This is a genomic window from Psychrobacter sp. P11G5 (assembly GCF_001593305.1).
GTDB lineage: Bacteria > Pseudomonadota > Gammaproteobacteria > Pseudomonadales > Moraxellaceae > Psychrobacter.
Genome location: NZ_CP012533.1, coordinates 2,887,262 through 2,911,377, shown reverse-complemented (window position 1 = coordinate 2,911,377; position 24,116 = coordinate 2,887,262). Strand labels below are relative to the sequence as shown.

The 24,116-nt window shown below is 40.5% G+C and carries 25 protein-coding genes and 1 tRNA gene; 10 read left to right on the top strand and 16 right to left on the bottom strand.

Features of this window, described 5'->3' with window-relative positions; genetic code table 11:
- Window positions 1-100 precede the first annotated feature (100 nt).
- Window positions 101-1,678, top strand: coding sequence for an alkyl hydroperoxide reductase subunit F (ahpF, locus tag AK825_RS11905; RefSeq protein WP_068037702.1), 1,578 nt, complete (start codon window positions 101-103; stop codon window positions 1,676-1,678).
- A gap of 94 nt (window positions 1,679-1,772) precedes the next feature.
- Here the strand turns inward: ahpF and AK825_RS11900 are convergent, their stop codons facing one another.
- The 7 genes from AK825_RS11900 to AK825_RS15035 all read right to left on the bottom strand — a co-directional run bounded on the left by AK825_RS11900 (window position 1,773) and on the right by AK825_RS15035 (window position 8,963).
- A complete protein-coding gene (locus tag AK825_RS11900) occupies window positions 1,773-3,293 on the bottom strand; it encodes a reverse transcriptase domain-containing protein (protein ID WP_068037700.1) in 1,521 nt (506 codons plus the stop codon).
- 562 nt (window positions 3,294-3,855) lie between these two features.
- Window positions 3,856-4,716 (bottom strand): bile acid:sodium symporter family protein, encoded by an 861-nt coding sequence (locus tag AK825_RS11895; protein ID WP_068037690.1) that lies wholly within the window; start codon window positions 4,714-4,716, stop codon window positions 3,856-3,858.
- A gap of 129 nt (window positions 4,717-4,845) precedes the next feature.
- On the bottom strand, window positions 4,846-5,607 hold the full coding sequence (locus tag AK825_RS11890; protein WP_068037685.1) for a glutathione S-transferase family protein: 762 nt from the start codon (window positions 5,605-5,607) through the stop codon (window positions 4,846-4,848).
- Window positions 5,608-5,936: 329 nt separating this feature from the next.
- The gene (locus tag AK825_RS11885; RefSeq protein ID WP_068037683.1) at window positions 5,937-6,269 is read right to left on the bottom strand and encodes a TIGR01244 family sulfur transferase; all 333 of its coding nucleotides are present in this window, start codon (window positions 6,267-6,269) and stop codon (window positions 5,937-5,939) included.
- Window positions 6,270-6,416: 147 nt separating this feature from the next.
- Complete coding sequence (locus AK825_RS11880; RefSeq protein ID WP_068037681.1) at window positions 6,417-6,743, bottom strand: sulfur transferase domain-containing protein; 327 nt, start codon at window positions 6,741-6,743, stop codon at window positions 6,417-6,419.
- Between the two features lie 148 nt (window positions 6,744-6,891).
- Window positions 6,892-8,601, bottom strand: coding sequence for a SulP family inorganic anion transporter (locus AK825_RS11875; protein ID WP_068037678.1), 1,710 nt, complete (start codon window positions 8,599-8,601; stop codon window positions 6,892-6,894).
- Between the two features lie 74 nt (window positions 8,602-8,675).
- A complete protein-coding gene (locus AK825_RS15035; RefSeq protein ID WP_068039438.1) occupies window positions 8,676-8,963 on the bottom strand; it encodes a metalloregulator ArsR/SmtB family transcription factor in 288 nt (95 codons plus the stop codon).
- 407 nt (window positions 8,964-9,370) lie between these two features.
- Here AK825_RS15035 and AK825_RS11865 point away from each other — a divergent pair, with 407 nt between their 5' ends.
- Both AK825_RS11865 and trxC read left to right on the top strand, forming a co-directional pair.
- Window positions 9,371-10,240: an MBL fold metallo-hydrolase gene (locus tag AK825_RS11865; RefSeq protein ID WP_068037677.1), complete on the top strand. Its 870-nt coding sequence runs from the start codon at window positions 9,371-9,373 to the stop codon at window positions 10,238-10,240.
- 94 nt (window positions 10,241-10,334) lie between these two features.
- Window positions 10,335-10,772 carry a thioredoxin TrxC gene (gene trxC, locus AK825_RS11860; RefSeq protein WP_068037675.1) on the top strand — a complete coding sequence of 146 codons (438 nt, stop codon included), beginning with the start codon at window positions 10,335-10,337 and terminating at the stop codon, window positions 10,770-10,772.
- A gap of 117 nt (window positions 10,773-10,889) precedes the next feature.
- On the opposite strand, the gene AK825_RS11855 is transcribed toward trxC, so the two are convergent.
- The 4 genes from AK825_RS11855 to AK825_RS11840 form a co-directional block, all read right to left on the bottom strand.
- The gene (locus AK825_RS11855; RefSeq protein ID WP_068037672.1) at window positions 10,890-11,291 is read right to left on the bottom strand and encodes a hypothetical protein; all 402 of its coding nucleotides are present in this window, start codon (window positions 11,289-11,291) and stop codon (window positions 10,890-10,892) included.
- A 144-nt stretch (window positions 11,292-11,435) separates the two neighbouring features.
- On the bottom strand, window positions 11,436-11,795 hold the full coding sequence (locus tag AK825_RS11850; protein ID WP_068037669.1) for a SirB2 family protein: 360 nt from the start codon (window positions 11,793-11,795) through the stop codon (window positions 11,436-11,438).
- A 74-nt stretch (window positions 11,796-11,869) separates the two neighbouring features.
- Window positions 11,870-12,190, bottom strand: a complete 321-nt coding sequence (locus tag AK825_RS11845; protein WP_068037668.1) for a BolA family protein — start codon at window positions 12,188-12,190, stop codon at window positions 11,870-11,872.
- 352 nt (window positions 12,191-12,542) lie between these two features.
- A complete protein-coding gene (locus AK825_RS11840) occupies window positions 12,543-13,355 on the bottom strand; it encodes a M48 family metallopeptidase (RefSeq protein WP_068037667.1) in 813 nt (270 codons plus the stop codon).
- Window positions 13,356-13,925: 570 nt separating this feature from the next.
- Between AK825_RS11840 and AK825_RS11835 the strand changes: the two genes are divergently transcribed.
- Window positions 13,926-14,000: transfer RNA gene (locus tag AK825_RS11835), tRNA-Gly, on the top strand.
- Between the two features lie 292 nt (window positions 14,001-14,292).
- A complete protein-coding gene (locus AK825_RS11830; RefSeq protein ID WP_068037666.1) occupies window positions 14,293-15,084 on the top strand; it encodes a glucose 1-dehydrogenase in 792 nt (263 codons plus the stop codon).
- A gap of 80 nt (window positions 15,085-15,164) precedes the next feature.
- Here the strand turns inward: AK825_RS11830 and AK825_RS11825 are convergent, their stop codons facing one another.
- The 5 genes from AK825_RS11825 to AK825_RS11805 all read right to left on the bottom strand — a co-directional run bounded on the left by AK825_RS11825 (window position 15,165) and on the right by AK825_RS11805 (window position 19,888).
- The gene (locus AK825_RS11825; protein ID WP_068034672.1) at window positions 15,165-15,917 is read right to left on the bottom strand and encodes an IS5 family transposase; all 753 of its coding nucleotides are present in this window, start codon (window positions 15,915-15,917) and stop codon (window positions 15,165-15,167) included.
- Between the two features lie 183 nt (window positions 15,918-16,100).
- Window positions 16,101-16,904, bottom strand: a complete 804-nt coding sequence (locus tag AK825_RS11820; protein ID WP_068037663.1) for an SDR family NAD(P)-dependent oxidoreductase — start codon at window positions 16,902-16,904, stop codon at window positions 16,101-16,103.
- Window positions 16,904-18,058 (bottom strand): hypothetical protein, encoded by a 1,155-nt coding sequence (locus tag AK825_RS11815; RefSeq protein ID WP_203226477.1) that lies wholly within the window; start codon window positions 18,056-18,058, stop codon window positions 16,904-16,906. The genes AK825_RS11820 and AK825_RS11815 overlap by 1 nt, the downstream gene beginning before the upstream one ends.
- 122 nt (window positions 18,059-18,180) lie before the next feature.
- Window positions 18,181-19,086, bottom strand: a complete 906-nt coding sequence (locus AK825_RS11810) for a LysR family transcriptional regulator (RefSeq protein WP_068037660.1) — start codon at window positions 19,084-19,086, stop codon at window positions 18,181-18,183.
- A 193-nt stretch (window positions 19,087-19,279) separates the two neighbouring features.
- Window positions 19,280-19,888 carry a YceI family protein gene (locus tag AK825_RS11805; protein WP_264753631.1) on the bottom strand — a complete coding sequence of 203 codons (609 nt, stop codon included), beginning with the start codon at window positions 19,886-19,888 and terminating at the stop codon, window positions 19,280-19,282.
- A 438-nt stretch (window positions 19,889-20,326) separates the two neighbouring features.
- Between AK825_RS11805 and AK825_RS11800 the strand changes: the two genes are divergently transcribed.
- The 5 genes from AK825_RS11800 to ycaC all read left to right on the top strand — a co-directional run bounded on the left by AK825_RS11800 (window position 20,327) and on the right by ycaC (window position 24,089).
- On the top strand, window positions 20,327-20,734 hold the full coding sequence (locus AK825_RS11800) for a DoxX family protein (protein WP_264753630.1): 408 nt from the start codon (window positions 20,327-20,329) through the stop codon (window positions 20,732-20,734).
- Between the two features lie 108 nt (window positions 20,735-20,842).
- A complete protein-coding gene (locus tag AK825_RS11795) occupies window positions 20,843-21,397 on the top strand; it encodes an NAD(P)H-dependent oxidoreductase (RefSeq protein WP_068037654.1) in 555 nt (184 codons plus the stop codon).
- Window positions 21,384-22,157, top strand: coding sequence for a YoaK family protein (locus AK825_RS11790; RefSeq protein WP_082785716.1), 774 nt, complete (start codon window positions 21,384-21,386; stop codon window positions 22,155-22,157). The genes AK825_RS11795 and AK825_RS11790 overlap by 14 nt, the downstream gene beginning before the upstream one ends.
- Before the next feature lie 285 nt (window positions 22,158-22,442).
- A complete protein-coding gene (locus AK825_RS11785) occupies window positions 22,443-23,099 on the top strand; it encodes a YoaK family protein (protein WP_227514166.1) in 657 nt (218 codons plus the stop codon).
- A 321-nt stretch (window positions 23,100-23,420) separates the two neighbouring features.
- Window positions 23,421-24,089: an isochorismate family cysteine hydrolase YcaC gene (gene ycaC, locus AK825_RS11780; RefSeq protein ID WP_068037643.1), complete on the top strand. Its 669-nt coding sequence runs from the start codon at window positions 23,421-23,423 to the stop codon at window positions 24,087-24,089.
- Window positions 24,090-24,116: the final 27 nt, after the last annotated feature.

Below are 24,116 nucleotides of genomic sequence, written 5' to 3'. Positions count from 1 at the left end.
AAATTATACTTCAAACAACATTATTTACTTCAAACTTTCCATCTTTAAACGTGCCGCCGCTTAGTTGCCGTTACATATTGAATAACAATGAGGAACAAACATGATAGATCAAAGTTTATTAGACGCCGTTAAAAGCTATAGCGAAAATATGACTCGTCCGATTACCTTCGTATTGGGTAGCGGCGAGCATAAAAAACGTGCAGAGTTGATTGATTTTTTGACCAAAATCGCTGGTACTACGGATAAGATTAATTTTGATGCAACAGCGAATGATGATAGTTTACCAAGTCCGATTAGCTTTGCGGTCCGTAGTCATATTGATGGCACGTTGACCGATACTGGTATTGTCTTTAGCGGTATCCCAGGTGGTCATGAGTTTACCTCGCTTATCTTAGCAATCTTGCAGTCGGGTGGCCATACGCTAAAACTAGATGAGGGTATTCAAAAGCTCATTAAGCGTTTTAATAAGCCATTGCAGTTCCAAACTTACGTGTCGCTCTCTTGCCACAGTTGCCCAGAAGTCGTACAAGCGCTGAACCAATTCGCGCTACTAAACGATGACATCAGCAACGAGATGATCGATGGTGCATTGTTCCAAGAGCAAGTAGAAACGAATAACATCCAAGGCGTACCGGCAGTATTTTTAAACGGTAAGCCGTTTGCTAATGGTCTGATTGATACCGCCAAGCTCATTGAAAAGCTACAAGAGCAATTCCCTGATTTATTAGCAGAAGCTGACGATGATGCCGAGCAGTTAGAGCAGCAAGATGTGACTATTATTGGTGCTGGTCCTGCTGGGATTGCCGCCGCGATTTATACCGCGCGTAAAGGCTTAAAAGTGACGATGGTCGCAGATCGTATCGGTGGACAGGTGAAAGATACACAAGATATCGAAAACTTAATCTCTGTGCCATTGACCACAGGCAATGAATTGTCTGCCAATTTTGAAAAGCACTTGCAAGAGTACAATATCACGCTCAAAGAGCACGTGAGTGTCAAAGAAATCAGCGAGACGGAAGAAGAAAATTACAGCATCCATCTAAACACGGGTGAGAAGTTTGAGACTCGCAGTATTATCTTAGCGACTGGTGCGCAATGGCGTAAACTTGGTGTACCAGGTGAAGAGGAAAATATCGGTAAAGGCGTTGCCTACTGTGCGCACTGTGACGGTCCTTTCTTTAAAGATAAAGACATCTCAGTCATCGGCGGCGGTAACTCTGGTGTCGAAGCAGCATTAGACCTTGCAGGTATCGTGAAGCATGTGACCGTACTTGAATTCGCAGATGATTTAAAAGCGGATCAGGTATTGATTAACAAAGCCAAAGAAAAAGCCAATATTGAATTTATCACTGGGGCGGCGACGCAAGAGATTAAAGCGACTGATGGTAAAGTGACTTCTATTGTTTATCAAGATCGCAGCACAGGTGAGACCCATGAGCGTGACTTGGCAGGGGTATTCGTACAGATTGGCTTAGTGCCGAATACTGGATTCATTAAAGGCTTTGTCGATTTAAACCGTTTTGGCGAGATTGAGATTGATGAGCGTTGCCGCACCGATCGCAAAGGTATCTTTGCTTGTGGTGACGTGACAACTGTGCCCTTTAAGCAGATCAATATTGCGATGGGCGAGGGTTCGAAAGCCGCATTATCAGCGTTTGAATATTTAGTTATGCAATAAGCAGCTCTTTATTTTAGCTAAAAGCCACCTCTTTTGAGGTGGCTTTTTTATGGAAACTACAAATCATTGAAAGGGTAAGTCTTATATAATTTAATTACTTGGAACGCTGAATCTCTTGATTAAGATTCTTCCAATGTCTCTTAATTTGAGAATCAATCCTGCTATATTTTGACATTATCTTATGAGCATTTTTAGCGTAAGTGATATAATTACCCCAGTTCGTTATATATTTATCAGGCTGCCATTGATTTGTTGTACCATTGACTCGTTTGTATTTGATATAACGTTTTGATCCAATGTATGAGTACCTTTTATAAAGTCTTTTTCTAAAAATCTCACCTCTAGTATTATTACTGATAGTACTACTATAAAAACTGCCTCTTCGAACACCTTTTTTCATTTTTCGATAATACTTAGCTAAAGAGCTTGTCTTTAGATAAACGTTTTCGCCATCAAAACTAAAACCAAGATACTCAAAATTCCTGTTGATACTGTACTGGGTTATCTTATTATTGAATTCCTGCTTACAAACTAGTCTATTATTGTCGTAAGTAAAGTGAAAAATTTGTGTTTTATTTTCATGAATGTCGAGTATGATATCTTTAGTTTTATCTTTAAAAAGCTGAATAATTTCTGTTTTGTAACGTATTGGACATATAACAACCATATCATCAGAGTAGCGCCGATAGATTCCGTCCATACTAGATATTTTTTTATGAATGATTTCATCAAAATCTAACATATAAATATTTGCTAACGTAGCACTAATAGCAGAGCCTTGACAAATACCAGAAGTCCTCAGTTTACCTCCGATATGTTTATTCGATCGAATAAGCCCCCTCTTTCGAATGATGTGTATATCTTTCATAGAACAATAAGCTATAGCCTTTTTATTATATAGATGCTCAATGCGTTTTACTGGCTTAAAGGCATATTTACCATCATTTTTTCTTACTAGTATTTTGTTGTTAAATAGGTTAAAGATATGCTTCTCTTCAACGTAAGCAAACTTTGTGATGTTCCTGAATACGTTATAATGATCTTCCGGTAGGCGTTTTTCTCCAATTACCTCGCACCATCTTTTTTTTAAAAGACTATGGTCAAGGCTAGGAAAAAAATTCTTAATGTCAAAAGTAATAGCGATGAGTTCTTTATCATTACTTGCATTGTTCTTAATATAACTAAAAACCTCATCTGCAAAATGAATATTGTTTTTTGAGCCTATTTGTTCCAAATTTAACAAAATCTTTCTATAAGCAGTCACCACATCTGCTAGGTCACGCGCTTCTAATATACCCTCATAATTTTCATGTAATAAAGAAGAGTAATAGGCGTAAATATTTGAATCTAAATGATTAGCGTAATATATATCTCGATTTTTCACTCCACAATTTACTCGTTTTCCGTTGTTTTTTAGCTCGCCGTAAGAATTATATTCTTTGCGATATCTGTTAGTAGAGATAACTTTGTGGATAAAAGGCGTAAAACTGTGGACAGCAACTTTTTCTTTATTTTTAATATATGAAATAGTTGCGTTATGATTAGTAGAAGGAATACCAATATGTGGGTATTGCTTTGGTTTATACCAAATATCATGTTCAGTTTTATTTGGCATATTATTAAGAGTCTGTTGAAAGGGTAAAGGATGACGGGGTTAGCATTTTGCGCATATAGCGAATAATAAAAGTTGTCCTAGCCGCTACTATTAGAAGTAGCACCCCTATTGTTTTTGGAAATTATAATAATAATAATAATTAACTTAAGGATTCATATTTCTATGCTCTCAGCAATCATATTACAAATCATATATCTCATCTTTCGATTGACAGTGCCAACCGATGATGGTATAGATTTAACTAACTAGCTAAACTAGTTAGCAACACTCTATTAAGACAAAAGTGCTTCGATTTAGAATCACACTTAAATTATTTGCTTCATCCTTTACAGGCTAAATCTATCATATTCTTAACACTCTGTAAATTGACTTCGTCTAACATTGACTTGAAAGATGCTTATAGTAAAAAACGTACATCAAAAATATGGATAAGCGTACTTTATGGTCAGTAGTAGTCTTGTTTAGATTATTAATAAGTAACTAATAAAGGCATCCGTTTAGCCGTTTCATAAATATTGTTTCATCGGTTATTAACAGTAAAGAAAATGACTAAAACTAATTCTCAATTCTTATTCCGAATCAAAGCAATAATTGGTAGCGCAATCACATACATGAGCACTCCATATACGGCAGCAGGTAAGGCGATGGCGGGTAAGCCAACTGTCGTTCCCATAATGATAGGCGCTAAAGTAATCGCAGTCGTACTGTTTTGAATACTGGTCTCTATTGAAATCGTTTTGGTGTCAAACCAGCTAAGCTTTAGCGCTTTAGAAGTTAAAATGCTCAGCACAAATAAGGCCATAATGATAAGAACCAGCTCAAGTCCCATTGACGTCAATTGAGACTTTAGTAGATCCCAGTTGGAAGCGATGGCTGCAAAAACAATCAATACAAAAAAGATGCTGGCTAAGCCATTTAGAATACTGCCTCTACGCACCATGAAATTAGTAAATTTGTAGCGAGCAAGCATACCGAGAGTAACAGGCAAGGTCGTCAATAAGAACATCACCACACCAATTTTTACGGCGCTAATAGAGCCGGCTTGGTCTTGCATAAAGTGGTTAAAGGCTAAAGTGATTAAGATGGGCAAAGTAACGACTGATAACAAGCTGACCACCCCAGTAAGTGCAACTGAAAGCGCGACATTACCTTTGGCATAATAAGTGAGCATATTACTGGTCACGCCGCCTGGGCAAAAACTAATCAGCATGATACCAAAGGCGATGGCTGGTGGTGGTCCCATCACTAAGACTACTGCTAAAGCGACTAAAGGTACAATAATGACTTGGTTTACTAATCCGACGAAAAACGCTTTGGGATGATTAACGATCACCTTAAAGTCACTAGGTTTTAACCCTGTCCCTAAGGTAAACATAATATAGGCAAGAGCCAGCGGGAGTAGAGCCAGCGCAGTATTACTCATGAAACATTCCTTGTAAAAATGAAAGTCATATTAGAATGACTTTTCAAATAGCCCACATTCCTTGTGGTTGTATCATCTTAAACTTTATTAAAAATTTAGCAAACATTTCACTTTGAGTTTGTTTCAGTTTTAATCAGCCAATACCCCAACCACCGAAAGTATCTTACCCGCTTCATCTTCTTTAATAACACGAGTTTCTTTCAGCGCTGCTTCTCGCCAAACTTGTATATGAGGATTGTTTAACATCGTCTCACAATAATGTTTAGTAGTCGGCTTTAATTTTATGCTCGAGGTATCAGCATAAGTTTGCAAGCGTAGCACTACGGGCGCAAAAAAAGCGTCCGCCGCAGTGAATTGACCAAACAGGTAACTGTCTTTTGAGCGATTTTTTAAACAATCCTCAAAGATGTCTTCTATACGAGCGATATCGTTCAAGCATGCGGCACTTGGCTCTATCTGCGCTGTGGCTCGAATGTTCATCGGCATATCACTACGAATACCCATCAGTCCTGAGTGCATCTCAGCGACGATGCTTTGGCAATAGGCGCTATTTATCCTGTTGTTAGTATCAATACTAGTATCAGACTTGCTTAGTCCTGTCCAAATATCTAAGTCTGTCAGATAATCATTAGCGTGAATGGCAATCGCTAAGGTATCCCACACCGTAACCTTATCGCTGTTGTTAACTTTGTCTTGGGCGTATATCAAAACGGGCACTTTGCCAGTTGGTGAATGCTCATCAAGAACTTGTGTAGCTGACGGATGAAGCAACTCAATAAGCTCCTCATCGAAATCTACGTCAAAAGCTTTTAATAATAACCAAGCACGTAGTGACCAAGATGAGTAATTTTTGTTACCTATAATCAATAGTGGTTTTTGTGCATCTTTCATAGGGATGGTCCTGTGTTCAGCTATTAAAAATGAGGTCTTATTATGTCTTCAATGTTAAATATTCACCAGTACGATATTCTATTATTATTGGAACAATAGCAAGTTAAGTACTAATAAGGAGGTACGTGATTGCTGTAGTTTAGACTGTTTGGTATATAACAGCTATGATAGATGACAGTAATCCATTACCATTTACCCTATAAGAGCTAGTGGTGACCATTATTGAGACTATTATCGAGATGGTCATAACGGCAAACGCCCATCCAAATTTTGGACGGGCGCAATTATCAATAATCTGTAATGACTATCTTAAGTTATCAATCAACGAATCAATCATCTAACAAATCCATCTTCTTCGCCGCTTCATAGATACCCGTTGAGCGATTGCCCGTACGACAGAATATGAGCATTGGCTGCTCAGCTTGATTAAAGAAATCCGCGAATTCTTCGACGTGATTTTGATTGAGATCACTACCCGCAAATGATACTTCTTTATAAGCAAGCCCTGCTTCTTTAGCAGCCGCTTCGATATCAGCGCTGGTTGGTTGTCCAGGCTCTTCACCATCAGGACGGTTGTTGATGATGGTTTTGAAGCCGTTTTCGGCAATCATAGGTACTTGGTCAGGGGTGATTTGTCCTGTAATGCTAACTTGATGGCTCATAGGAGCTCCTTTCTTAGAATAATTTATTTAATGTAGTTAGTGTTTGTTTAAGATATTACTTTCTCAGATACATTGTTTTTTGAGACACATTGTTTCTTAACAGATACTGTTATTGAGACCCATTGTTTTAAGCTCAATATATAAACGTTATAACAAGCCTTGCATCAACGCGCTTTGATACAGCAATTTAGCGCGTGCACCGGTACCACAAAACATCAATATAGGTTTGGGTGCGGTACGATAAAAATCAGCAAATTGCTGCACAGTCATCATGCTTAGGCGCTCATCATCAAAAGGTATATGATGATAAGTTAGGTTGGCCTGCTCGGTAGCCGTGGCAAAATCACAGCTGTTAGGCTGAGTATCAACCTCAGCGTCAGGACGTATATTGAGCACTGAGCGATAGCCAAGCTCTGCAATTTTGATACATTGGCTTGGGTAAATTTGCTTATAGATCGTTATATCATCGGTCATAAATAGATTCAATTGAGTTTGTTAAAGTGCATTTATTAAAGAAGGTTTATCAATACAATAAGCTAGCATAACACAGGCTCTATCATAGCGATATTTTGTTGTAGGCAACAATAGTGATTGAAGGTCTAATGTATAAACAAAGTGGTCGCTAACTATCTTTTAATGCATTGACGGCATCTAAAGTGCTTAGGTAGACCTGTCCTGATAGCTCGGTAATTAGAGGGGTGTGTCCAATGACATCCATGACTGGACCTTTCACGAAGCTAAAGTGTAAACGCTTATCTTGCAGCGCTAGCTCTTGATTAAGTGTGCTCAACATCTCTTGCGCAGTCAGGTCAATGTGATTGACTGCTGACATAATTAGAATAAGTTCATTCGCGTCTGGATACTGCTGCAAGGCATTTAAAATACGCAGGTGCACTGACTCGCTATTACCAAAGAATAGACTCTCATCGATACGCAATAGTAATAAATTATTAAAGGTCACTACGTCGTGACGATTGATATTGCGAAAGTGCCCCGTACCGCCCAGCTGTCCGACGATGGCAACATGCGGCTTACTTGATTGCCAAATAAGGCTGGCGAATGACACCATCAGGCCGATGACCAATCCAGTATTTAGCCCAAATATCAGCACACCTGTAAACGCCGCCATAAAGCTTGCACCATCTAAGCGATCACGCTGCCAAGCAGACTTTAACGTGTCAATATCGATTAGCCCAATAATAGAGGCCATGATAGTGGCGCCAAGTAGCGCATAGGGTAGTGGGGCAAGCGCATTGCCAAAGGCAATCAGCGCAGCAATCATCACCAGCACCGTCACAAGACTAGCTACTGGGGTTTTGGCGCCTGAATCGACATTGATAGCGGTGCGTGAAAAACCACCTGCAACCGCAAAACTTTGAAACAGCCCACCAGACAGGTTTGCTAATCCAAGTCCGGTCAGCTCACGATTGGCATCAAAACTTTCACCACGTAGCCTAGCATAGGTACTAGCGACTGAGCTACTGGACACAAAGATAATAAGCGCCATCAGTCCTGCGGTCGGTAACAGCTTGAGCGCCTCTTGAACATCTGGCACATGAGGCAGCGTAAAGCTCGGTAGCCCTTGCGGAATACTACCGATGGTCGCGACTCCAAGCGCACTCCAATTCAATGCCATACTGAGTACAATCGCAATACCAAGTAAGATAAGTGGGAACAAGCGCTCCGCCCATTTGGCATAAGACGATGACAGCCAAGTGCGCCATACCCATTTGCTCGCGTAGCGGTTCGCAACCAAGAGCGCAAAGGCAATAATACCGATGAGCAAGGTCAGTGGATGCAGTTGGCGCGCATACATCTGCATGGTCGTCAGATAACCGATTAAGCTGCTGCCAGCGATTGGAATGTCGGTTAAGTACTTAAGCTGGCTGACGAAGATTAGAACGGCAGCACCGCTCACAAATCCTGCCGAGACCCCGCGACTGATAAACTGCATAATCCAGCCGAGCTTTAATCGCCCAGCAATCCATAGCAGCGTCCCTACCATTAGAGCCAGTAAACTTGCCATCAACGCGTACTGCTCAGTCCCTTGCTCAGCGTAAGGAAGCAGGCTACTGGCAGTCATAATAGCGGTAATGGCGACTGGTCCGACAGCTTGTACATTACTAGAGCCAAGCCAAGCGTAGATGATGACAGGCACAATCGCCGCATATAAACCATAAACAGGTGGCAATCCTGCGAGCACGGCATAGCCTAGGCTTTGCGGTATCACGAGTACGCCTACCACAAGACCAGCGACGACATCCGTTGGCAAGGCTGTTAGCTGGTATTGACGCAGCCAAGTAGGAATCAGACGAGCGGCGATAGAGGCCATATCAATACGTCATCACAATAGAAAGCATCATTACATTAAGCCCTGTTGTATTAAGGAGTAAGGCTAGTACGCTATTATTCTGCTTTGGCACAAAAACGTTGATACAGTAGCTCTAGTACGGCTAAGGCATCGTCGCTTGCGATACTATAGTAAATTTGCTTGCCTTCGCGACGTGTCGTGACCAGTTCATCCTTACGTAGGATGCCCAGCTGCTGCGATAGACTTGGCTGTCCAACACCGACCAAGCCTTCAAGCTCACCGACACAGTATTCACCTTGAGTCAGCTGGCATAATAAAAGCAAACGATCGGGATGCGAGAGCGACTTCAATAATTGGCTGGCTTGCATGGATGCTTGTTGCATTTGCTTAGCAAGATCTATTGGTGCAAAGTCGGCTGTATTATCAAGTGATACATCATCGCTAATGCTGTGAGTCGATGTACCCAATGCTGAAGTAGAAGTAGTCAGAGTGAGCTCCTTATATAAGAGAGCGATAGAGGGCGCTGTCTTGTTAATAAATAGATAGTTAATTATCAATGATATCAAAAATTATAGCAAGTTATCATTAATTACATTATATAAATTGATAAAATGTATCGTAGTTGCTATATTGGTTGTCTTAAATAAGTCGTTAGCACATTTAAATATTATATACGACTGAATATTATACTTAAGTGTTATTTAGAGATTAAAACATTCTTATTATCGAACGCTCATATAATTAATTACTCTTACGATTAAATCATTCATATAAAAGTAGAGAGGCAGCCATGCAAGTTCATTCATTCTTACATAGCGACACCGAGACCTATACGCACGTACTAGCCGACGTTCAGCAAAAACTGTGCGCGATTATCGATCCGGTATTGGACTTTGATTCCAACTCAGGAAGCACTGATACCAAAAGCATTGACGAGGTCATTGAGTTTGTACGTGAGCATGGTTGGGAGCTAATCTATATCATTGAGACCCATGCGCATGCGGATCATCTATCGGCTGCTATCCATGTAAAAGAAACACTTGGCGGCCAATTAGTTATAGGTCAGCATATCACCGAAGTACAAAAAATATTTAAACAGATTTTTAACTTCGATACCAGTTTTCGTACCGATGCCAGCCAGTTTGATATTTTGACAGACGATGGTGAGACATTAGAGCTTGGTAGCATTACCATCACCGCGATGTATGTGCCAGGTCATACGCGTGCTGATATGGCCTATATTGCCACTGATAAAGAAAAAACCGCGGTCTTTGTTGGGGATACATTATTTGCACCTGATGTGGGTACGGCGCGCTGCGACTTCCCCGGTGGTGATGCCAAAACGCTGTATCAGTCAATCCAAAAACTGTTAGCACTCCCTGAAAATACGATCATGTATCTGTGTCATGATTATCCGAGTAAAGGTCGCAAGCATTGCCCAACCACCACTGTCGCTGCGCAGAAGCTGGGCAATATTCATGTGAAAGACGGTATTAATGAAGCAGAATTTGTACAGATGCGTGAACGTCGTGATGCTACTCTTGGAATGCCACGTCTAATTATTCCAGCGGTACAAGTCAATATTGATGCTGGTCACTTTCCAAAGCCAGAAGACAACGGTACTCGTTATCTAAAAATACCCATTAACGCACTTGGATAATGGATAAGTACAGTGTTATGGTATATTTAACATGGCTTAGATAATAGTTTGAATAAAAATAAACTATGATAGCCATTGAAACAGGAGTTATATAATGAGTGAGCCAAACTCTCATCTAGTATGCCCGCATTGCCAAGCAACCAATCGTGTACCAATTGCACGGCTTAGTGCTGCGCCAAAATGTGGTAAATGTGGTCAACTATTATTGACTGGTAGCCCTCATGAGCTAAACGCGCAAACAGCCAATAAAGTCATTCAAAAAAACGATGTACTGACCGTCGTTGACTTTTGGGCGAGCTGGTGTCAGCCCTGTATTATGATGGCGCCACAGTTTAAAACGGCAGCCAGTCAATTACCTCAAGTGGTATTTGCCAAAGTGCAGACTGATAAATACGAGCAAGCTGCTGCACCTTACAATATTCGCAGCTTACCAACGATGGTGGCTTTTAAAAACGGTAAAGAAGTCGCACGTCAGTCAGGAGCATTATCTAGCGGACAAATCGTCCAGTGGGTGCAAAGCTTAAATTCTTAATTTCGGATTGAGCTATTGCTCGTTATGATTAGACAACAAAAAGCCAATACGTTAATTGCGTATTGGCTTTTTTGATGAGATAACGATAATACCTTAACGACTTTATATATAGTTTATTTATTCACCATAAATCTTAACGCCATTGACGAAGCTACAACGCTGGATACGGGCAGATTGAACAATCGCGTCACGCTCGCCGTAAAGCCGTGATAACTTAGCATCGCGGGCTTTAGTATTGTTGCTTTTACCAACCCCAAAGCTGATATTAGGTGAGATCCCCCAGCGTCCAGCAGAAACCCCAACACCGACACCTGAAGTAGACAAAGTTGACTGCTCATTACGAGCGGCATCAACGTAACGATTTACACGGTTATATTCTTGGCTAAGTGTTTGGCAGTTATAATTTTGATAAGTACTTGGCGGTACATATTGTGGCGTGATATTACCGGTAGATGCGCAGCCTGAGAGACCAAAAATGCCAGCTGATGCTAGTAGTGTCGCTGCAGTAAGAGTTTTCATAGTGGCTCCATAAGGCTAAGTGATTGTATTTGTTTAAGATAGCAAAAATAAAGTGATTAAGATATTGAAAAATACACCAATTATTAAATGTAATTTCGTGCAGTTAATAATTTTATTAAGGATAAATCGACGATTAAATCAGAATCAAAATAAGTTTGCAGGTTTAGCAAAGGCGAGTATCACAATACCAATGTAGGCAATAGCCGCAATGAGAATTCCTGTTTTTCTTTGGGTAGGTGTCGCATGATTGTTGAATGCTTTAATACTAGCGCTAATGGCAGTGACAAGTAAGATTATTTTAGCAAATACCCATTGGACAGGTGCGTTCGCACTCAGCAGCTGCATCAGCATCATAGCCCCTGAAAGTATGACTAAAGCATAGACAATATGATTGGCTATTTTAACCACACGTGGTGCCCGTCTATTGGCGCTTAACACCAGATAGCTTTGATATAAAAATAGTACAACGACTAGTAATGCCATTAGCATATGTAAATGTTTCATCGAATGTGGTTTCCTTTACAGTTGCAATTTGCAAGCTTATTTATAATATCTAATTATTATATGAATATGACTGACTACTTGTTTTGTCCAGCACATAACGGGCTATCAGGGCTTTGGCCTTGCCATTCGGTCGGTGTGTACGCATGAATAGCTAAGGCGTGTACTTGGCCGCCTTGTGAGGTCAGTAATGGTGTAACCAGCCCGTATATTAATTGGTGGCGTCCAACCAAGCGCTTACTTTCAAAGGCGTCACTCACGATGGTCAGTTTAAAGTGGCTTTCTTTACCTTCAAAATAACCAGCATGATTCATTGACTCGTTAATCAGTTCGATATGCTGAGGTTGTAGGGCTTGTAGCTCGGCACTTAGAGCATCAGCAGTAGGTGTGGTATTCATAGCAATCCTTAAATGTATTCTTGCTTGATGTTTTTTTCTTAATAAATTTTGTCTAATGGTAACTATTTAGAATTTAGCAATTTGTGAATGACATATTGTGCCCATTATAGCAGACGCTGCTAGCTGTACAGGGTGCTATTAAATTGGGCATGGCTTCTAAGAAATATAACTTCTAAAGAACAGAATCTCTAACTGCCAAAAATTATCGAGTAAACGGTTTTTTGGTGCAAAAGCTTCTTAACTAGAGATACAAAAAAGCAGAGCGCAACACATGGTTTGCACTCTGCTTGTTATGATCTATAGCAACTTATTCAAGGAACTTACTCAAAATATAACGTCTAAAAACTCATGATTAACGACGCGATTTTTGGTATAGCGGCATTACCTTAGGCATTAATGATTGTAATTCGACAATGCGATTGCTGCTGCTTGGGTGAGTACTTAAGAACTGTGGTGGTTCACCTTGGCTAGCGCGTTGCATTTTTTGCCATAAGCTAATAGTAGCTTGCGGGTTGTAACCTGCGCGTGCCATTAGCTCAAGACCAATTTGATCTGCTTCAGCTTCTTGTGTACGACTGTGCGGACGGCTTAGACCTAGGTCGCCGGCTACGGTTGCTAACTGTGCTTGACCTTGTGACAAACCAAAGATACTCGCTGCTACACCGATACCTGTTTGAGTGGCATATTCGCGTGAGATACGCTCGCGTGAATGTTCACGAAGCGCATGAGACATCTCATGACCCATAATGGCAGCTATCTCATCGTCAGTCAGGTTTAGACGGTCAATGATGCCTGAATAAAACATAATCTTACCACCAGGCATGACAAAGGCGTTTAGCTGATCAGATTTGATAGTATGCACTTCCCATTGCCATTTCGCTGCATCTGGACGATACACACCAACTTGACCGATTAAACGGTTAGAGATGTTCTTTAAACGATTGAGCTGAGCTTTATTGGTGTCGAGTAAGCCGCGCGCCTTTGCTTCTTGCATTGTTTTGGCATAACTTTGCGCTGATAATTGCAAAACTTGCTCATTCGAGACTAGTAACAGCTGCTGACGGTCAACACCAACGGCACCACTATTTGTGGTACTGGTACAGCCAGTCAATGCAAGTGCCGACAGTGAAGCTGTCATTACCGTAGTGGTAAGCAGTTTTTTCATAATAAATATCCTCGATATAAATAGTAAAAAGAAAAGTTGAACAAAGCTGATATTAGTACAGTAGACAAAATGATAGTTTGTTATTTAAGTTCTACTACCGTCTGCTAATCTACCTAACCAGTAAAATTTTACCCGAACTATTGTCAGACATAAGTATAATAATGTTAACGAGGTAAAACCAATGCAGGAAAAGTAACAATACAACGTATGATTGTAAGTGAAGTACAGAAAGGCAAGGTAGGTGATAGTACATGGAGACAAGAGTGAGCGATAAAAAAAGTTATAAGTAGGGTAGATGAATATATTACAACTGTAAAACGTATGGTTATTAACAAAATAAGCATAACATCAGATATATTTCTCTTACCACCGTAAAATAATCCAAACACAATTTACGATTAATACTTGTCATTAAATCAGTAGTTTATGCCAGATTATCTCTTTAGCTTAGTCTGGAAATAACAATATTAGCAATAATTTTTAAAAAACATATTGACACTCACAGAATATTTGCTAAAATAGCCAGCCTATCGAGACGTAGTAGTTATTAATATTACGGTTTGATATTCAGCGGGAATAGCTCAGTGGTAGAGCATAACCTTGCCAAGGTTGGGGTCGAGAGTTCGAATCTCTTTTCCCGCTCCAAATATGGCTTGAAAGAGCACTAAAGCCTCACTTCATTGTGGGGCTTTTTTTATGGGTAAAATTTATAGCGCTAATTTCTAATACTAATAGCTACTGGAACATACGATATTTTTATAACGACTGTTCTCGTTGTAAAGTGTCGATTACAAAAGACTGATGATTTGTCACATCAACCATTTAATAAGTATGCGCCAAACCACGCATACTTATTAAGTCGTTCAGTTAGAGCCGACAACCAATTTATAGCCAGTAATATAAAGAATGATATAAATAACTATTATAAGGAATAAGTATGCAAGCATTTGAACCTAAAACCTTTGATAAATTATTCGATTTATCTGGCAAAACTGCCATCGTGACTGGCGGTGCCAATGGCATTGGTAAGGCTTCTGCGCTACGTTTAGCACAAGCTGGGGCAAATATTGTCATCGCTGATTTAAAAATTGACGATGCTAAAGCGGCTGCACAAGAAATCGAAAGCTATGGTGTCAAAGCATTGGCGGTTGAGTGTAATATCTTAAAAGATGAAGATTTGGTCGCTATGGTTGATAAAGCTATGGAAACATTTGGTTCTATCAACATATTGATTAATAACGCTGGTGGTGGCGGTGGTGGCCAAGAGAATCCGTTTGAGATTTCGGTGAATGACTTCCGTCGTGATTTTGAGTTAAATGTCTTTAGCGCATGGCGCCTATGTCAGCTATGTGTACCGCATATGAAAAAGTCAGGTTACGGCTCAATCGTTATCACAACGTCGATGTCGAGTATCAACAAAAGCCCTGATATGAGTGGATATGCAGCATCGAAAGCCGCGGTGAACCATATGGTAGCCAACCTAGCTCATGACTTCGGCCCAGAAGTACGTATTAATGCCGTTGGCCCTGGTGCCACGCAAACGGACGCACTAAAAACAGTGCTCACGCCTGAGATTGAAGAGAAGATGCTAGCGCATACGCCTATTAAACGTCTAGGTGAAGCAGAGGATATCGCTGGTGCGATGCTGTATTTTTCCGCACCCATATCAGAGTGGGTGAGTGGTCAGACACTGTTTGTAAATGGTGGCGGTGTGCAAACTTTAGATTAAAATTGACGATATAAAAGTATTGAAATCAAAGTATTAAAGTAAAAGCATCATCTGACTTTTGACTAGGGCGTGTTGAACATTCATAATTTTAGCCAGATATAAGCACAAGCAAGAGCGACCGTATTCTCATAACTCTGTCTTAGCTTATCAAATCTGGTGGCAACCGCTCTATACTGTTTTAGCTTAGCGAAAGCATTTTCTACTAAATGTCGTGCTTTGTACAACTCCCAATCCATATGGTCGTTAGAGGACTTGGTGTTTCGTTTCCGAGGGATATTATTACAAGTTGCTGTTTGTTCAATATACTCTCGTAGTGTGTCAGAGTCATAGCCTTTATCTGCACATACAACGTCTGTCTTGCTCAAATCAACCTTATCTACTAAGTCAGATGCGACTTTAACATCGTGGGTTGTGCCATCTGACAGAATAAAGGTAATCGGATTGCCATGAGCATCGACCGCTAGATGAATTTTAGTGGCACGTCCTGCGACACTCTTACTAATGGCTTGAGCAGCTTCATGACGACCACTACTGTGCTGATGTGCCTTGATATGAGTACCATCTATAAATACCCACTCAAGGTCAGGCTCTCTGATAACTAAAGCAAATAGTCCAATGAGCTTATTACTGCGAAACCAGCGTTGATAAGCCTTGTAGACAGTATTGGGCTTTCCAAAGTAAGCCGGTAAATCGCGCCAAGGACAGCCGGTTCGCATACGATAAAGGATGCCCTCAATGGTCAGTCTCAGATTTCCTTTGTCATAGATATTAAGTTCTAGTAATATAGGTCTTAGTCTTGTCCAGTGTTCATTTTTGAGCATAGTACGAGGCATAGCGAACGAGATCTTTTTTGTGTGAGAACTTAAAGATTACCCGTTCGCTATTTTTTTTGCCAGAAATTTATACTCAATGTTCAACACGCCCTAGATGATGCTTTTTTTATTATCAGTATATTTTCACAAAAAAAAGCCAAGCAATATGCTTGGCTTTTGTCTGTAAGTTAATTAACAAACTATTTACTTCTTCATGGACAATGCCACGGTTTTATTGCCTATCCAATTCACCCATTTCACTGGAAAAAAACGCAACTGTAATCTAATTAAGTTCGCTATTACGCCTGGTACGACTAGGAACTCTCGGTTTTCTACGCCTTTTAATATGGATTTAACCGCGCCCTCAATCTTCAGCTCACCTGCTAACTTTTTCATACCGACGCCAGCTTGCGACATGACGCCGACTTCAGATTGTGTCAATGGTGTATCTATCGGCGGTGGGGCGAAGACGGTGATATCGATACCCAATGGCTTCCATTCAAAGTTTATCGACTGCATCATGCCCCAAATGGCAAACTTCGAGGCACTATAAGAGCTGTAGCCATAACTACCAGTGAAGGATGACATGGAAGCGGTAACCATGACTTGCTTGCCACGTGATAAAAACGGACGCACAGCAGCCAGTACGTTGCGTGTACCGAATAGATTGATGTTCATCACCCGCTCAAATTGCTCTTGGCTCATATCATCAAAAGTCCAAGGCCCTGTAATCCCCACGAAATGCATTAAAATATCTGGCGATAAGCTTTCGGCAGCTGTAGCGATTTGCTTAGTGGTCATATCCGCATCGGTCACATCCAACTGATAGGTTGCAATTGAAGCGTCATTTTTATTCATAGCTTGCAAGCTTGATAGCACCTCATCAAGCGGTTGTACATCAAACAGTACTAGGTTAGAACCTTGGTTAATCAGTTGCTTAGCAGTCTCTAATCCAATACCTGAGGCTGCGCCAGTAATATAAACCGTCTTATTGGTAAAATAACCCATTAGGCACTTTCCTTTTGCATTGAGCTATCTTTCGTGGCAGTTGTCTGCGCTGAGCGACTTTTTTTCGATTTTTTCTGTAAAGTTCCGAATTTTGCCTCGCCGATGAGATGACTGACTTTATGACCAGGGATAAGCCAGTAAGGGGTCGCTTCACTGCTTGAAGCGCAGTTAGGAAAGTCAGGGTTTTTGGATGGGCCGGCGATGGTTTTTTCCATGACCATCGAGATATATTGCTCATTACTACCTTCTAGCGTGTTGCCGTTTAGGATAACTTCCATGCCTGTCTGCTGAGCATAACGACGAATGGCATTCACTTTTGAGTTCATTGGCGCATAAGCGTCTGCGCCGACGCCATTCTCTGAGGTGACTCTTATACCATCTGGCACGCGCGCGACTAGTGAATGATTGCCCTCGGTATGACCTGGAGTATGCACCAGCGCCAAGCCTTTGCCCAATTGGATACTCCCAGTAAACTTAATGACTTTATCAGGGTCGACGCCTTCGATGCCGTTGGGACAATACCAATCCGCTTGCACTGGCAGCAAGGCAGTGGTACTTAGCCACTCTTGCTCATGCACCAAAATTTTGGCATTAGGGAAGTAGGCAGCGTTATCTTTCGTGCCTGTATTTTTAGTGCCAAGCCAGCGACGTATATCTTGGGTATGAAGATGATCATAGCTGATGTAATCAACATCTTCTGGTGCTAAGCCGACTTCCGCAAGTGCACCTGCCACATCACGGATGATGGGAGCGACCACGCTTTCAAGCGGTGACCAGTTGGGCATCTTGTCCGTTAAGCGCTTAAAAAACGGCGTCTCGCGGTCTGCTTCGATATCAGAAGGAGAGAACAGCAAAGTCTTTAATTCGCCTAAAAAGTCATGATATTGAATGATAAAAATACGGTTAAGAATATGAAGGTAGGGGAATTTATAAGTGCTTTGGGTATAGACGCCGCTGTAAGCGTACCATGTTGGGTAGGGCACTCTAACCATATCTGCGCTTTGATAAAATTGAACAGGTGGCTCATCCATAAAGCGTTCTCTGAATGCGCTTGCCTGCTTGCGAGCTGTATTTAGACGCTCTTGAGGTAGTGGACTTTGGCGTACGTTATCAAAGTCGTTAATCGCTTTCATGCCTAGTGCTTGCAAATCCATAATGCATCTCCTTATGACTGATGGATATCTTGAGACAATACTAGCAACATTGTTTTAAGGTTTATAGCGACTTTAGAAAACTGTTGGGTTCTACTATGTTAAATCCGCTTATGTATTATTTATCAGAACTCATCCCAGTAAGGATTGTCGCCAAAACGCTCTGCAATAAAGTCAATCAAATAACGGCAGCGCTGTGACAAGAAGCGGTTCTTAGGGTAAACCGCATAAGCATTAAGGGTGGGCAATTGATACTGCTTAAGAACAGGCACTAGCTCACCTTTGGCCAATCTTTGGTAAGCGATAAAGGTTGGTATAAAAATAATACCATGACCTTTCACTGCCAAATCCACTAAGAACTCACCATTAGTCGCTTTGATTTTTGCGTTTATTGTATGGTTGTGTTTTTTCCCTTGCGCGTCCGTCAGGGTTAACGTGCTTGTTTTGCCCAGACCATATTGCAAGAACTCATGTTCTTGTAAGTCTTCTAGGGTCTCAGGCGTTCCCATCTTTTCTAAATACTTTGGGCTGGCACAAAGCGCATAACGAATCAGCGCTAAACGTTTTGCCTGATAGCTGGAGTCTTGTAGCTCTCTAATACGAATGGCTAACTCAAAACCTTCTTCAATCAAGTCAACATGTCTATCAGAAAAATCTAAATCGAAGCTTAAATTGGGATGCTGATTGGCGTACTCATCAATCACATCATTCAGATGCATAAGCCCAAATGACAGTGGCGCCGTCATCTTTAGCGTGCCTTCAATACGTGTAGGTGCGCCACTGGTCTGCTCATTAAGTGCGTCCACTTCACTGAGTATATTGTTCGCCTGTCGATAATAATGCTCACCAGCCTCGGTCAAGTTAGACTGTCGCGTAGTCCGGCTTATCAACTGATTGCCCAAGCGAGTCTCTAAATCCTTTAGACGCCTACTCACGGCCGATTTGGCAACATCTAACTGCTCAGCGGCTTTAGTAATACTACCGGCTTCGACAATGCGTACAAACATTGCCATATCTTCTAGTTGTCCCATTTTAGCTACCTTATTATTGTTCGTTGCCAGCTATATTGTATTATTATTTTAGCTCATAGCTTTGCAAACGGCGTTCTATAAATAGAATTTCCATGAAAACTTTCGCAAAATAAAAAAAGCTGGGTTAAAAAACCCAGCCTGCTTCTATTAAATAATGTGTTATTACAGATTGTCTTAAGGAGATGAACTATCTTTATTTAAGGTCTGCTTTTTTGCTAGCTTCTACTTGAATGACCAGTTTGATGTCTTTCATCATACCGCCATCTGTATAAGTATCGATACCCCATTTGGTTCTATCGATAGTAGTTTCAAAATCACCACCACAAGCTTCAGCTTTTAATAAAGGGTTGTCATAGCAGTTAAACTTAGTAGCCGTTAAAGTGACAGGGTGAGTCTTATCAAGCAGCGTTAAGTCACCTTTAACAGCTTTAACTTTATCGCCATCAAACTGCCATTCAGTAGATTTAAAATAAGCCGTTGGGTATTTTTCTACATTGAAAAAGTCAGCAGATTTTAGATGTCCATCAAAGATTTTGAGGCCTGTGCTCAAGCTGCCCATAGGGATAGTAATACCTATAAAGCCTTTTTGCTCTTCAGGTGCGTACTCAAGAGTGCCCGATAAATTATGAAAGCCACCAGCGTTGGTCGTCGTGCCAAAGTGATCGACAGAAAAGCGCACTGCGGTATGGTGAGGGTCAAGCTCGTAAGTAGCAGCGTGACCTAAAGTGCTAAGCAGGCCAAGAGCACTGATAGCAGCAAAAGCCATAGCGCGATTTGCTTGTTTGATAGATTTTAAAGTCATTATAAATAATCCTTTTTAAGTAAGTAAATTGATTAGGTTACATATAAGCAAGTACAGGGTTGAGTAAATATACCGCCTTTTTCAGTTATCAGCTCAAAGACTGATTTAATTTGGAAGCTTGCTTGTTAAGCATAGCTTATCCATTGAATTGATAAGTTTAGCAAAAAACGACTGTATTTGATGCTCAACAGTATCAAAAAATGTGTATTTCCGTTATTTTTTGTACTATTTGGGGCTGTTGTAAATACTTCAATAAATAAACCCCGCTAAAGTAATTAAGTAATTATTAATTGTTCTCAAAACAAGAACAGATATTTGTGATTATTGCTGTTTATCTAAATTTAGTCAATGTGTACAATAATTCCACTGAACAAACAGTCGAAAAAACTTAAATATATATTCATTCGTAAATATATATTCATAAATTTATGGAGAGTAATGATGGATAAATTACAAGATATGAGCGCCCCTATTGGTCGCCTATTTTTATCAATGATTTTTATTTTTTCAGGGTTTTCTAAGATTACGGGCTACGCTGCAACAGCAGGTTATATGGAATCGGTAGGCGTACCAAGCATACTATTGCCACTAGTGATTGCACTTGAGTTATTAGGTGGTATTGCTATCTTAATTGGCTTTAAAGCACGTCTAATATCATTGTTATTTGTTGGATTCAATATCGTTTCTGCGCTTATTTTCCATCAATTCTGGAATGACGAATCACAGATGAACCCATTTATGAAAAACATTGCGATGGCGGGTGGTTTTCTGATGATATTTGCTCATGGTCCAGGTGCTTATTCAGTTGATAAAGATCATGCACCCAGAACAAGAACGTTACACTAAGCAACGCTAAGCTAAGTAACGCTAAGCTAAGTAACGCTAAGCTAAGTAACGCTAAGCTAAGCACAATTAAATCAATTAACGTACGGTAAAGAGGAGGTCTTCATCATTATGAACGCATCGACGAATATAGCCCTAATCATTGGTAGCTTACGAGAGGCATCAATCAATCGTAAGTTTGCAGAATATATGGTGTCGCAATTTCCAGATAGCCTCACGGTGACAGAAGTGAATATCGCAGACTTGCCTCTTTATAATCAAGATTATGATGACCAGACGATTGAGAGTTATGATCGTGTCCGTAAGCAGATTAAAAATGCTGATGCCATATTGATTGTCACACCAGAGCATAATCGTACGATGCCTGCTGCCTTAAAAAATGTCATCGATATCGCCTCTCGTCCTCATGGCGATAGCGCTTGGACAGACAAAAAAGTAGCAGTAGTGACAGCGTCTCCTGGCACTTATGGTGGCAGAGCTAGCGGTCTCGATGTCCGTAAAAGCATGCAAATGCTATCGGCTCAAATGATGATTAGCCCTGAAGTATACCTAGGCCATGCTACTGATAGCCTAAATGAAGATGGTAGCGTCAGTGAGCGCACGCAAAAATTCCTGCAAAAGTTTGTGGATGAGTTTGTAGTGTTTGCCGGAAATGCCAGTGCATAACAGCGCCTCTAACAACATTGAATCTAACAATACTGTATCTAAGAATGATAAGAGTGGTGCTCAAGATGGTAAGCCATCAAGCTTTTGGCAACGTTATCAAGCGCCAGTGTTACTAACGGTCGTTGGCGGTGCCATTGATACCATTGGCTTTATAACTTTGTTTGGGTTTTTTACCGCTCATGTTACTGGTAACTTAGTACTAGCAGGTAGCGGCTTGGTGAAAGGCGAAGATGGTCTATGGATTAAGCTTGCATCTGTACCGCTGTTTATTTTGACGGTAGTAGTAACGAAGATATACATAGATAAAAGCAAAAAACAGCAGCTGATCCTGAGTCATTTATTCTTAGCTGAAGCAGTGTTTTTGACCGCATTTATGATCGCGGGCTTGTCTTTTCAACCCTTTATCGATGCAGGTGCTATTACCGTTGCGATAACTGGTGGCTTAGGTTTAACGGCTTTAGCGATTCGTAATACGGCCAGCAAAACAGTCATTAAGCACATGAGTCCAACGGTACTGATGACAGGCAATACTACGCAGTTAGGAATAGGCCTATCAGATTACTTATCAAATAGAACGTCTGAGAATGCTAAAAAGTTAGTTCATAGCTCAGCGTTGGTCATGAGCTTTGTGATTGGTGCGTTATTAGGCGCTGTTCTGTATGTTAAGTTGAGCTATTGGGCAGTTGGTTTATTTGTACTGCCAGTTCTTTACTTGTCGATTTTGTCTAGAGATAAGGATTTTTTACGAAATATTGGTTAAGGCTTTAAGCGCTTTCAATTTTTGAATGATTATAAGTTCTATTGTTCTTAAAATAAGAACTTATATTTGTGTTCATCGTAGTTTATCTATTTATAGTCAATAATTATAATAGTTAAATCAGCGAACGTACTCAGAAGTTTATACAAAAAATTGTTAATGAGTTTACAAAATTCATAGGAGAGTCCAATGGCTAATATAGATGAGAGAAAAGACGAAAGTGATGAGGTACGGGACAACAACCCAGACTCTAATCTAACGTTTTGGCAACGTTACCAGATACCTGTAATGTTAACTACGGTTGGCGGTGCTATTGATACCATTGGTTTCGTCGGACTGCTCGGCTTCTTTACCAACCATGTGACAGGTAACTTGGTGATGGCAGGTGGTGGACTTGTCGAAGGTGGTGATGGGCTTTGGGTCAAATTAGGCGCGTTACCAGTATTCTTGATTACAGTCATTCTTACCAAACGCGCTATCAATATTGCCAGCGCAAACAAACCAATACTTAGTAATTTACTGTTTGCGGAAGTCGCCTTTTTACTCGCATTTTTAGCGTCGGCTATCTATTTCGGTCCTTTTGAGCAAGCTGGTACGCTAGAAGTCGCCTTTACTGGCTTTTTAGGTCTAACCGCTTTTGCCATTCGTAATACTGCAGGTAAAACAGTAATGGGTAAGATGAAACCTACATTACTGATGACAGGTAACACTACTCAGCTTGGTATCGACTTGTCTGACTATGTATTTGATCGCAATAATTGCAACATGGACAGTCTGAGACATAGCTTTACTTTGGTTGCTAGCTTTACCTTAGGTGCCTTTTTTGGCGCGGTATTATACATTTATATCGGTCTATGGGCGATAGCACCTTTCATCCTACCAGTACTGTACGCGGCAATTAAAATGCGTAATAAGCAGTCTTTGAAACATGCAACAGGTAAGTAATGCTATATCGATTAAATAGTAGTAATGATAGAAAGTAACAGTAATAAAAATAATGATAGAAGTGATAAATAAAAATATTTAAATCTAGATAGGTTTTGAATTTAATCGCTATCATTATGATTTAAAAAGAATTTTTAACATAAAGCTAACAAACAACATACTAGCATATTAATGAAATATAAAATTATTATGCTAATATGTTTTTAAGAAATATTTACTATTGCATAGTAAGTTTTAAGTTAAACTTAACTATAATAAATGGTTCGTGTATTATAATGGCACTAGACCACTTTGATTTTTTCACTAAAAAAGGAAAGTATTATGTCTGATTCAAATACTAATGAAAATTTAAAAACTGATGACAACTTATACAACCGTCTATCTTTGGATAATGCTGTTGTGTTATTCGTAGATCATCAAGCAGGTCTATTATCTTTAGTTCGTGACATCGAGCCAGCTGAATTCAAAAATAACGTCATGGCACTTGCAAAATTGACTAAGTACTTTGACTTGCCAGCAGTGATGACGACTAGTTTTGAGCAAGGTCCAAACGGTCCTATGATGCCAGAGCTAAAAGAGATGTTCGCTGATGCGCCTTATATCGCTCGTCCTGGTCAGATCAATGCTTGGGACAACGAAGATTTTGTTAAAGCCATTGAAGCCACTGGTCGTAAGCAATTGATTATTGCTGGTATCGTGACTGAAGTATGTGTTGCATTCCCAGCGTTATCTGCCCTAAAAGCGGGCTATGAAGTATTTGTGGTGACTGATGCTTCAGGTACATTTAATGAGCTTAGCCGTACCTCTGCTATCGATCGTATGGTAGCTGCTGGCGCACAACCACTGACTTGGTTTGCTGTAGCCAATGAAATCCGTCGTGACTGGCGTGAAGATATGGAAGGGTACCTAGACCTTTTCTATCAAACAATCCCAGCTTATGCTCCATTAATCGATAGCTACAACGCTTTAACTGATGACAGCAATAAGTAATATAAGCTATTGACTGTTTATTGTTAA

What these genes read in the sequence shown, in the direction of transcription:
- ahpF (WP_068037702.1), top strand. Translation starts at nt 101, where the DNA reads ATGATAGATCAAAGTTTATTAGACGCCGTTAAAAGCTATAGCGAAAAT.
- AK825_RS11900 (WP_068037700.1), bottom strand. Translation starts at nt 3,293, where the DNA reads ATGCCAAATAAAACTGAACATGATATTTGGTATAAACCAAAGCAATAC.
- AK825_RS11895 (WP_068037690.1), bottom strand. Translation starts at nt 4,716, where the DNA reads ATGAGTAATACTGCGCTGGCTCTACTCCCGCTGGCTCTTGCCTATATT.
- AK825_RS11890 (WP_068037685.1), bottom strand. Translation starts at nt 5,607, where the DNA reads ATGAAAGATGCACAAAAACCACTATTGATTATAGGTAACAAAAATTAC.
- AK825_RS11885 (WP_068037683.1), bottom strand. Translation starts at nt 6,269, where the DNA reads ATGAGCCATCAAGTTAGCATTACAGGACAAATCACCCCTGACCAAGTA.
- AK825_RS11880 (WP_068037681.1), bottom strand. Translation starts at nt 6,743, where the DNA reads ATGACCGATGATATAACGATCTATAAGCAAATTTACCCAAGCCAATGT.
- AK825_RS11875 (WP_068037678.1), bottom strand. Translation starts at nt 8,601, where the DNA reads ATGGCCTCTATCGCCGCTCGTCTGATTCCTACTTGGCTGCGTCAATAC.
- AK825_RS15035 (WP_068039438.1), bottom strand. Translation starts at nt 8,963, where the DNA reads ATGCAACAAGCATCCATGCAAGCCAGCCAATTATTGAAGTCGCTCTCG.
- AK825_RS11865 (WP_068037677.1), top strand. Translation starts at nt 9,371, where the DNA reads ATGCAAGTTCATTCATTCTTACATAGCGACACCGAGACCTATACGCAC.
- trxC (WP_068037675.1), top strand. Translation starts at nt 10,335, where the DNA reads ATGAGTGAGCCAAACTCTCATCTAGTATGCCCGCATTGCCAAGCAACC.
- AK825_RS11855 (WP_068037672.1), bottom strand. Translation starts at nt 11,291, where the DNA reads ATGAAAACTCTTACTGCAGCGACACTACTAGCATCAGCTGGCATTTTT.
- AK825_RS11850 (WP_068037669.1), bottom strand. Translation starts at nt 11,795, where the DNA reads ATGAAACATTTACATATGCTAATGGCATTACTAGTCGTTGTACTATTT.
- AK825_RS11845 (WP_068037668.1), bottom strand. Translation starts at nt 12,190, where the DNA reads ATGAATACCACACCTACTGCTGATGCTCTAAGTGCCGAGCTACAAGCC.
- AK825_RS11840 (WP_068037667.1), bottom strand. Translation starts at nt 13,355, where the DNA reads ATGAAAAAACTGCTTACCACTACGGTAATGACAGCTTCACTGTCGGCA.
- AK825_RS11830 (WP_068037666.1), top strand. Translation starts at nt 14,293, where the DNA reads ATGCAAGCATTTGAACCTAAAACCTTTGATAAATTATTCGATTTATCT.
- AK825_RS11825 (WP_068034672.1), bottom strand. Translation starts at nt 15,917, where the DNA reads ATGCCTCGTACTATGCTCAAAAATGAACACTGGACAAGACTAAGACCT.
- AK825_RS11820 (WP_068037663.1), bottom strand. Translation starts at nt 16,904, where the DNA reads ATGGGTTATTTTACCAATAAGACGGTTTATATTACTGGCGCAGCCTCA.
- AK825_RS11815 (WP_203226477.1), bottom strand. Translation starts at nt 18,058, where the DNA reads ATGGATTTGCAAGCACTAGGCATGAAAGCGATTAACGACTTTGATAAC.
- AK825_RS11810 (WP_068037660.1), bottom strand. Translation starts at nt 19,086, where the DNA reads ATGGGACAACTAGAAGATATGGCAATGTTTGTACGCATTGTCGAAGCC.
- AK825_RS11805 (WP_264753631.1), bottom strand. Translation starts at nt 19,888, where the DNA reads ATGACTTTAAAATCTATCAAACAAGCAAATCGCGCTATGGCTTTTGCT.
- AK825_RS11800 (WP_264753630.1), top strand. Translation starts at nt 20,327, where the DNA reads ATGATGGATAAATTACAAGATATGAGCGCCCCTATTGGTCGCCTATTT.
- AK825_RS11795 (WP_068037654.1), top strand. Translation starts at nt 20,843, where the DNA reads ATGAACGCATCGACGAATATAGCCCTAATCATTGGTAGCTTACGAGAG.
- AK825_RS11790 (WP_082785716.1), top strand. Translation starts at nt 21,384, where the DNA reads ATGCCAGTGCATAACAGCGCCTCTAACAACATTGAATCTAACAATACT.
- AK825_RS11785 (WP_227514166.1), top strand. Translation starts at nt 22,443, where the DNA reads ATGTTAACTACGGTTGGCGGTGCTATTGATACCATTGGTTTCGTCGGA.
- ycaC (WP_068037643.1), top strand. Translation starts at nt 23,421, where the DNA reads ATGTCTGATTCAAATACTAATGAAAATTTAAAAACTGATGACAACTTA.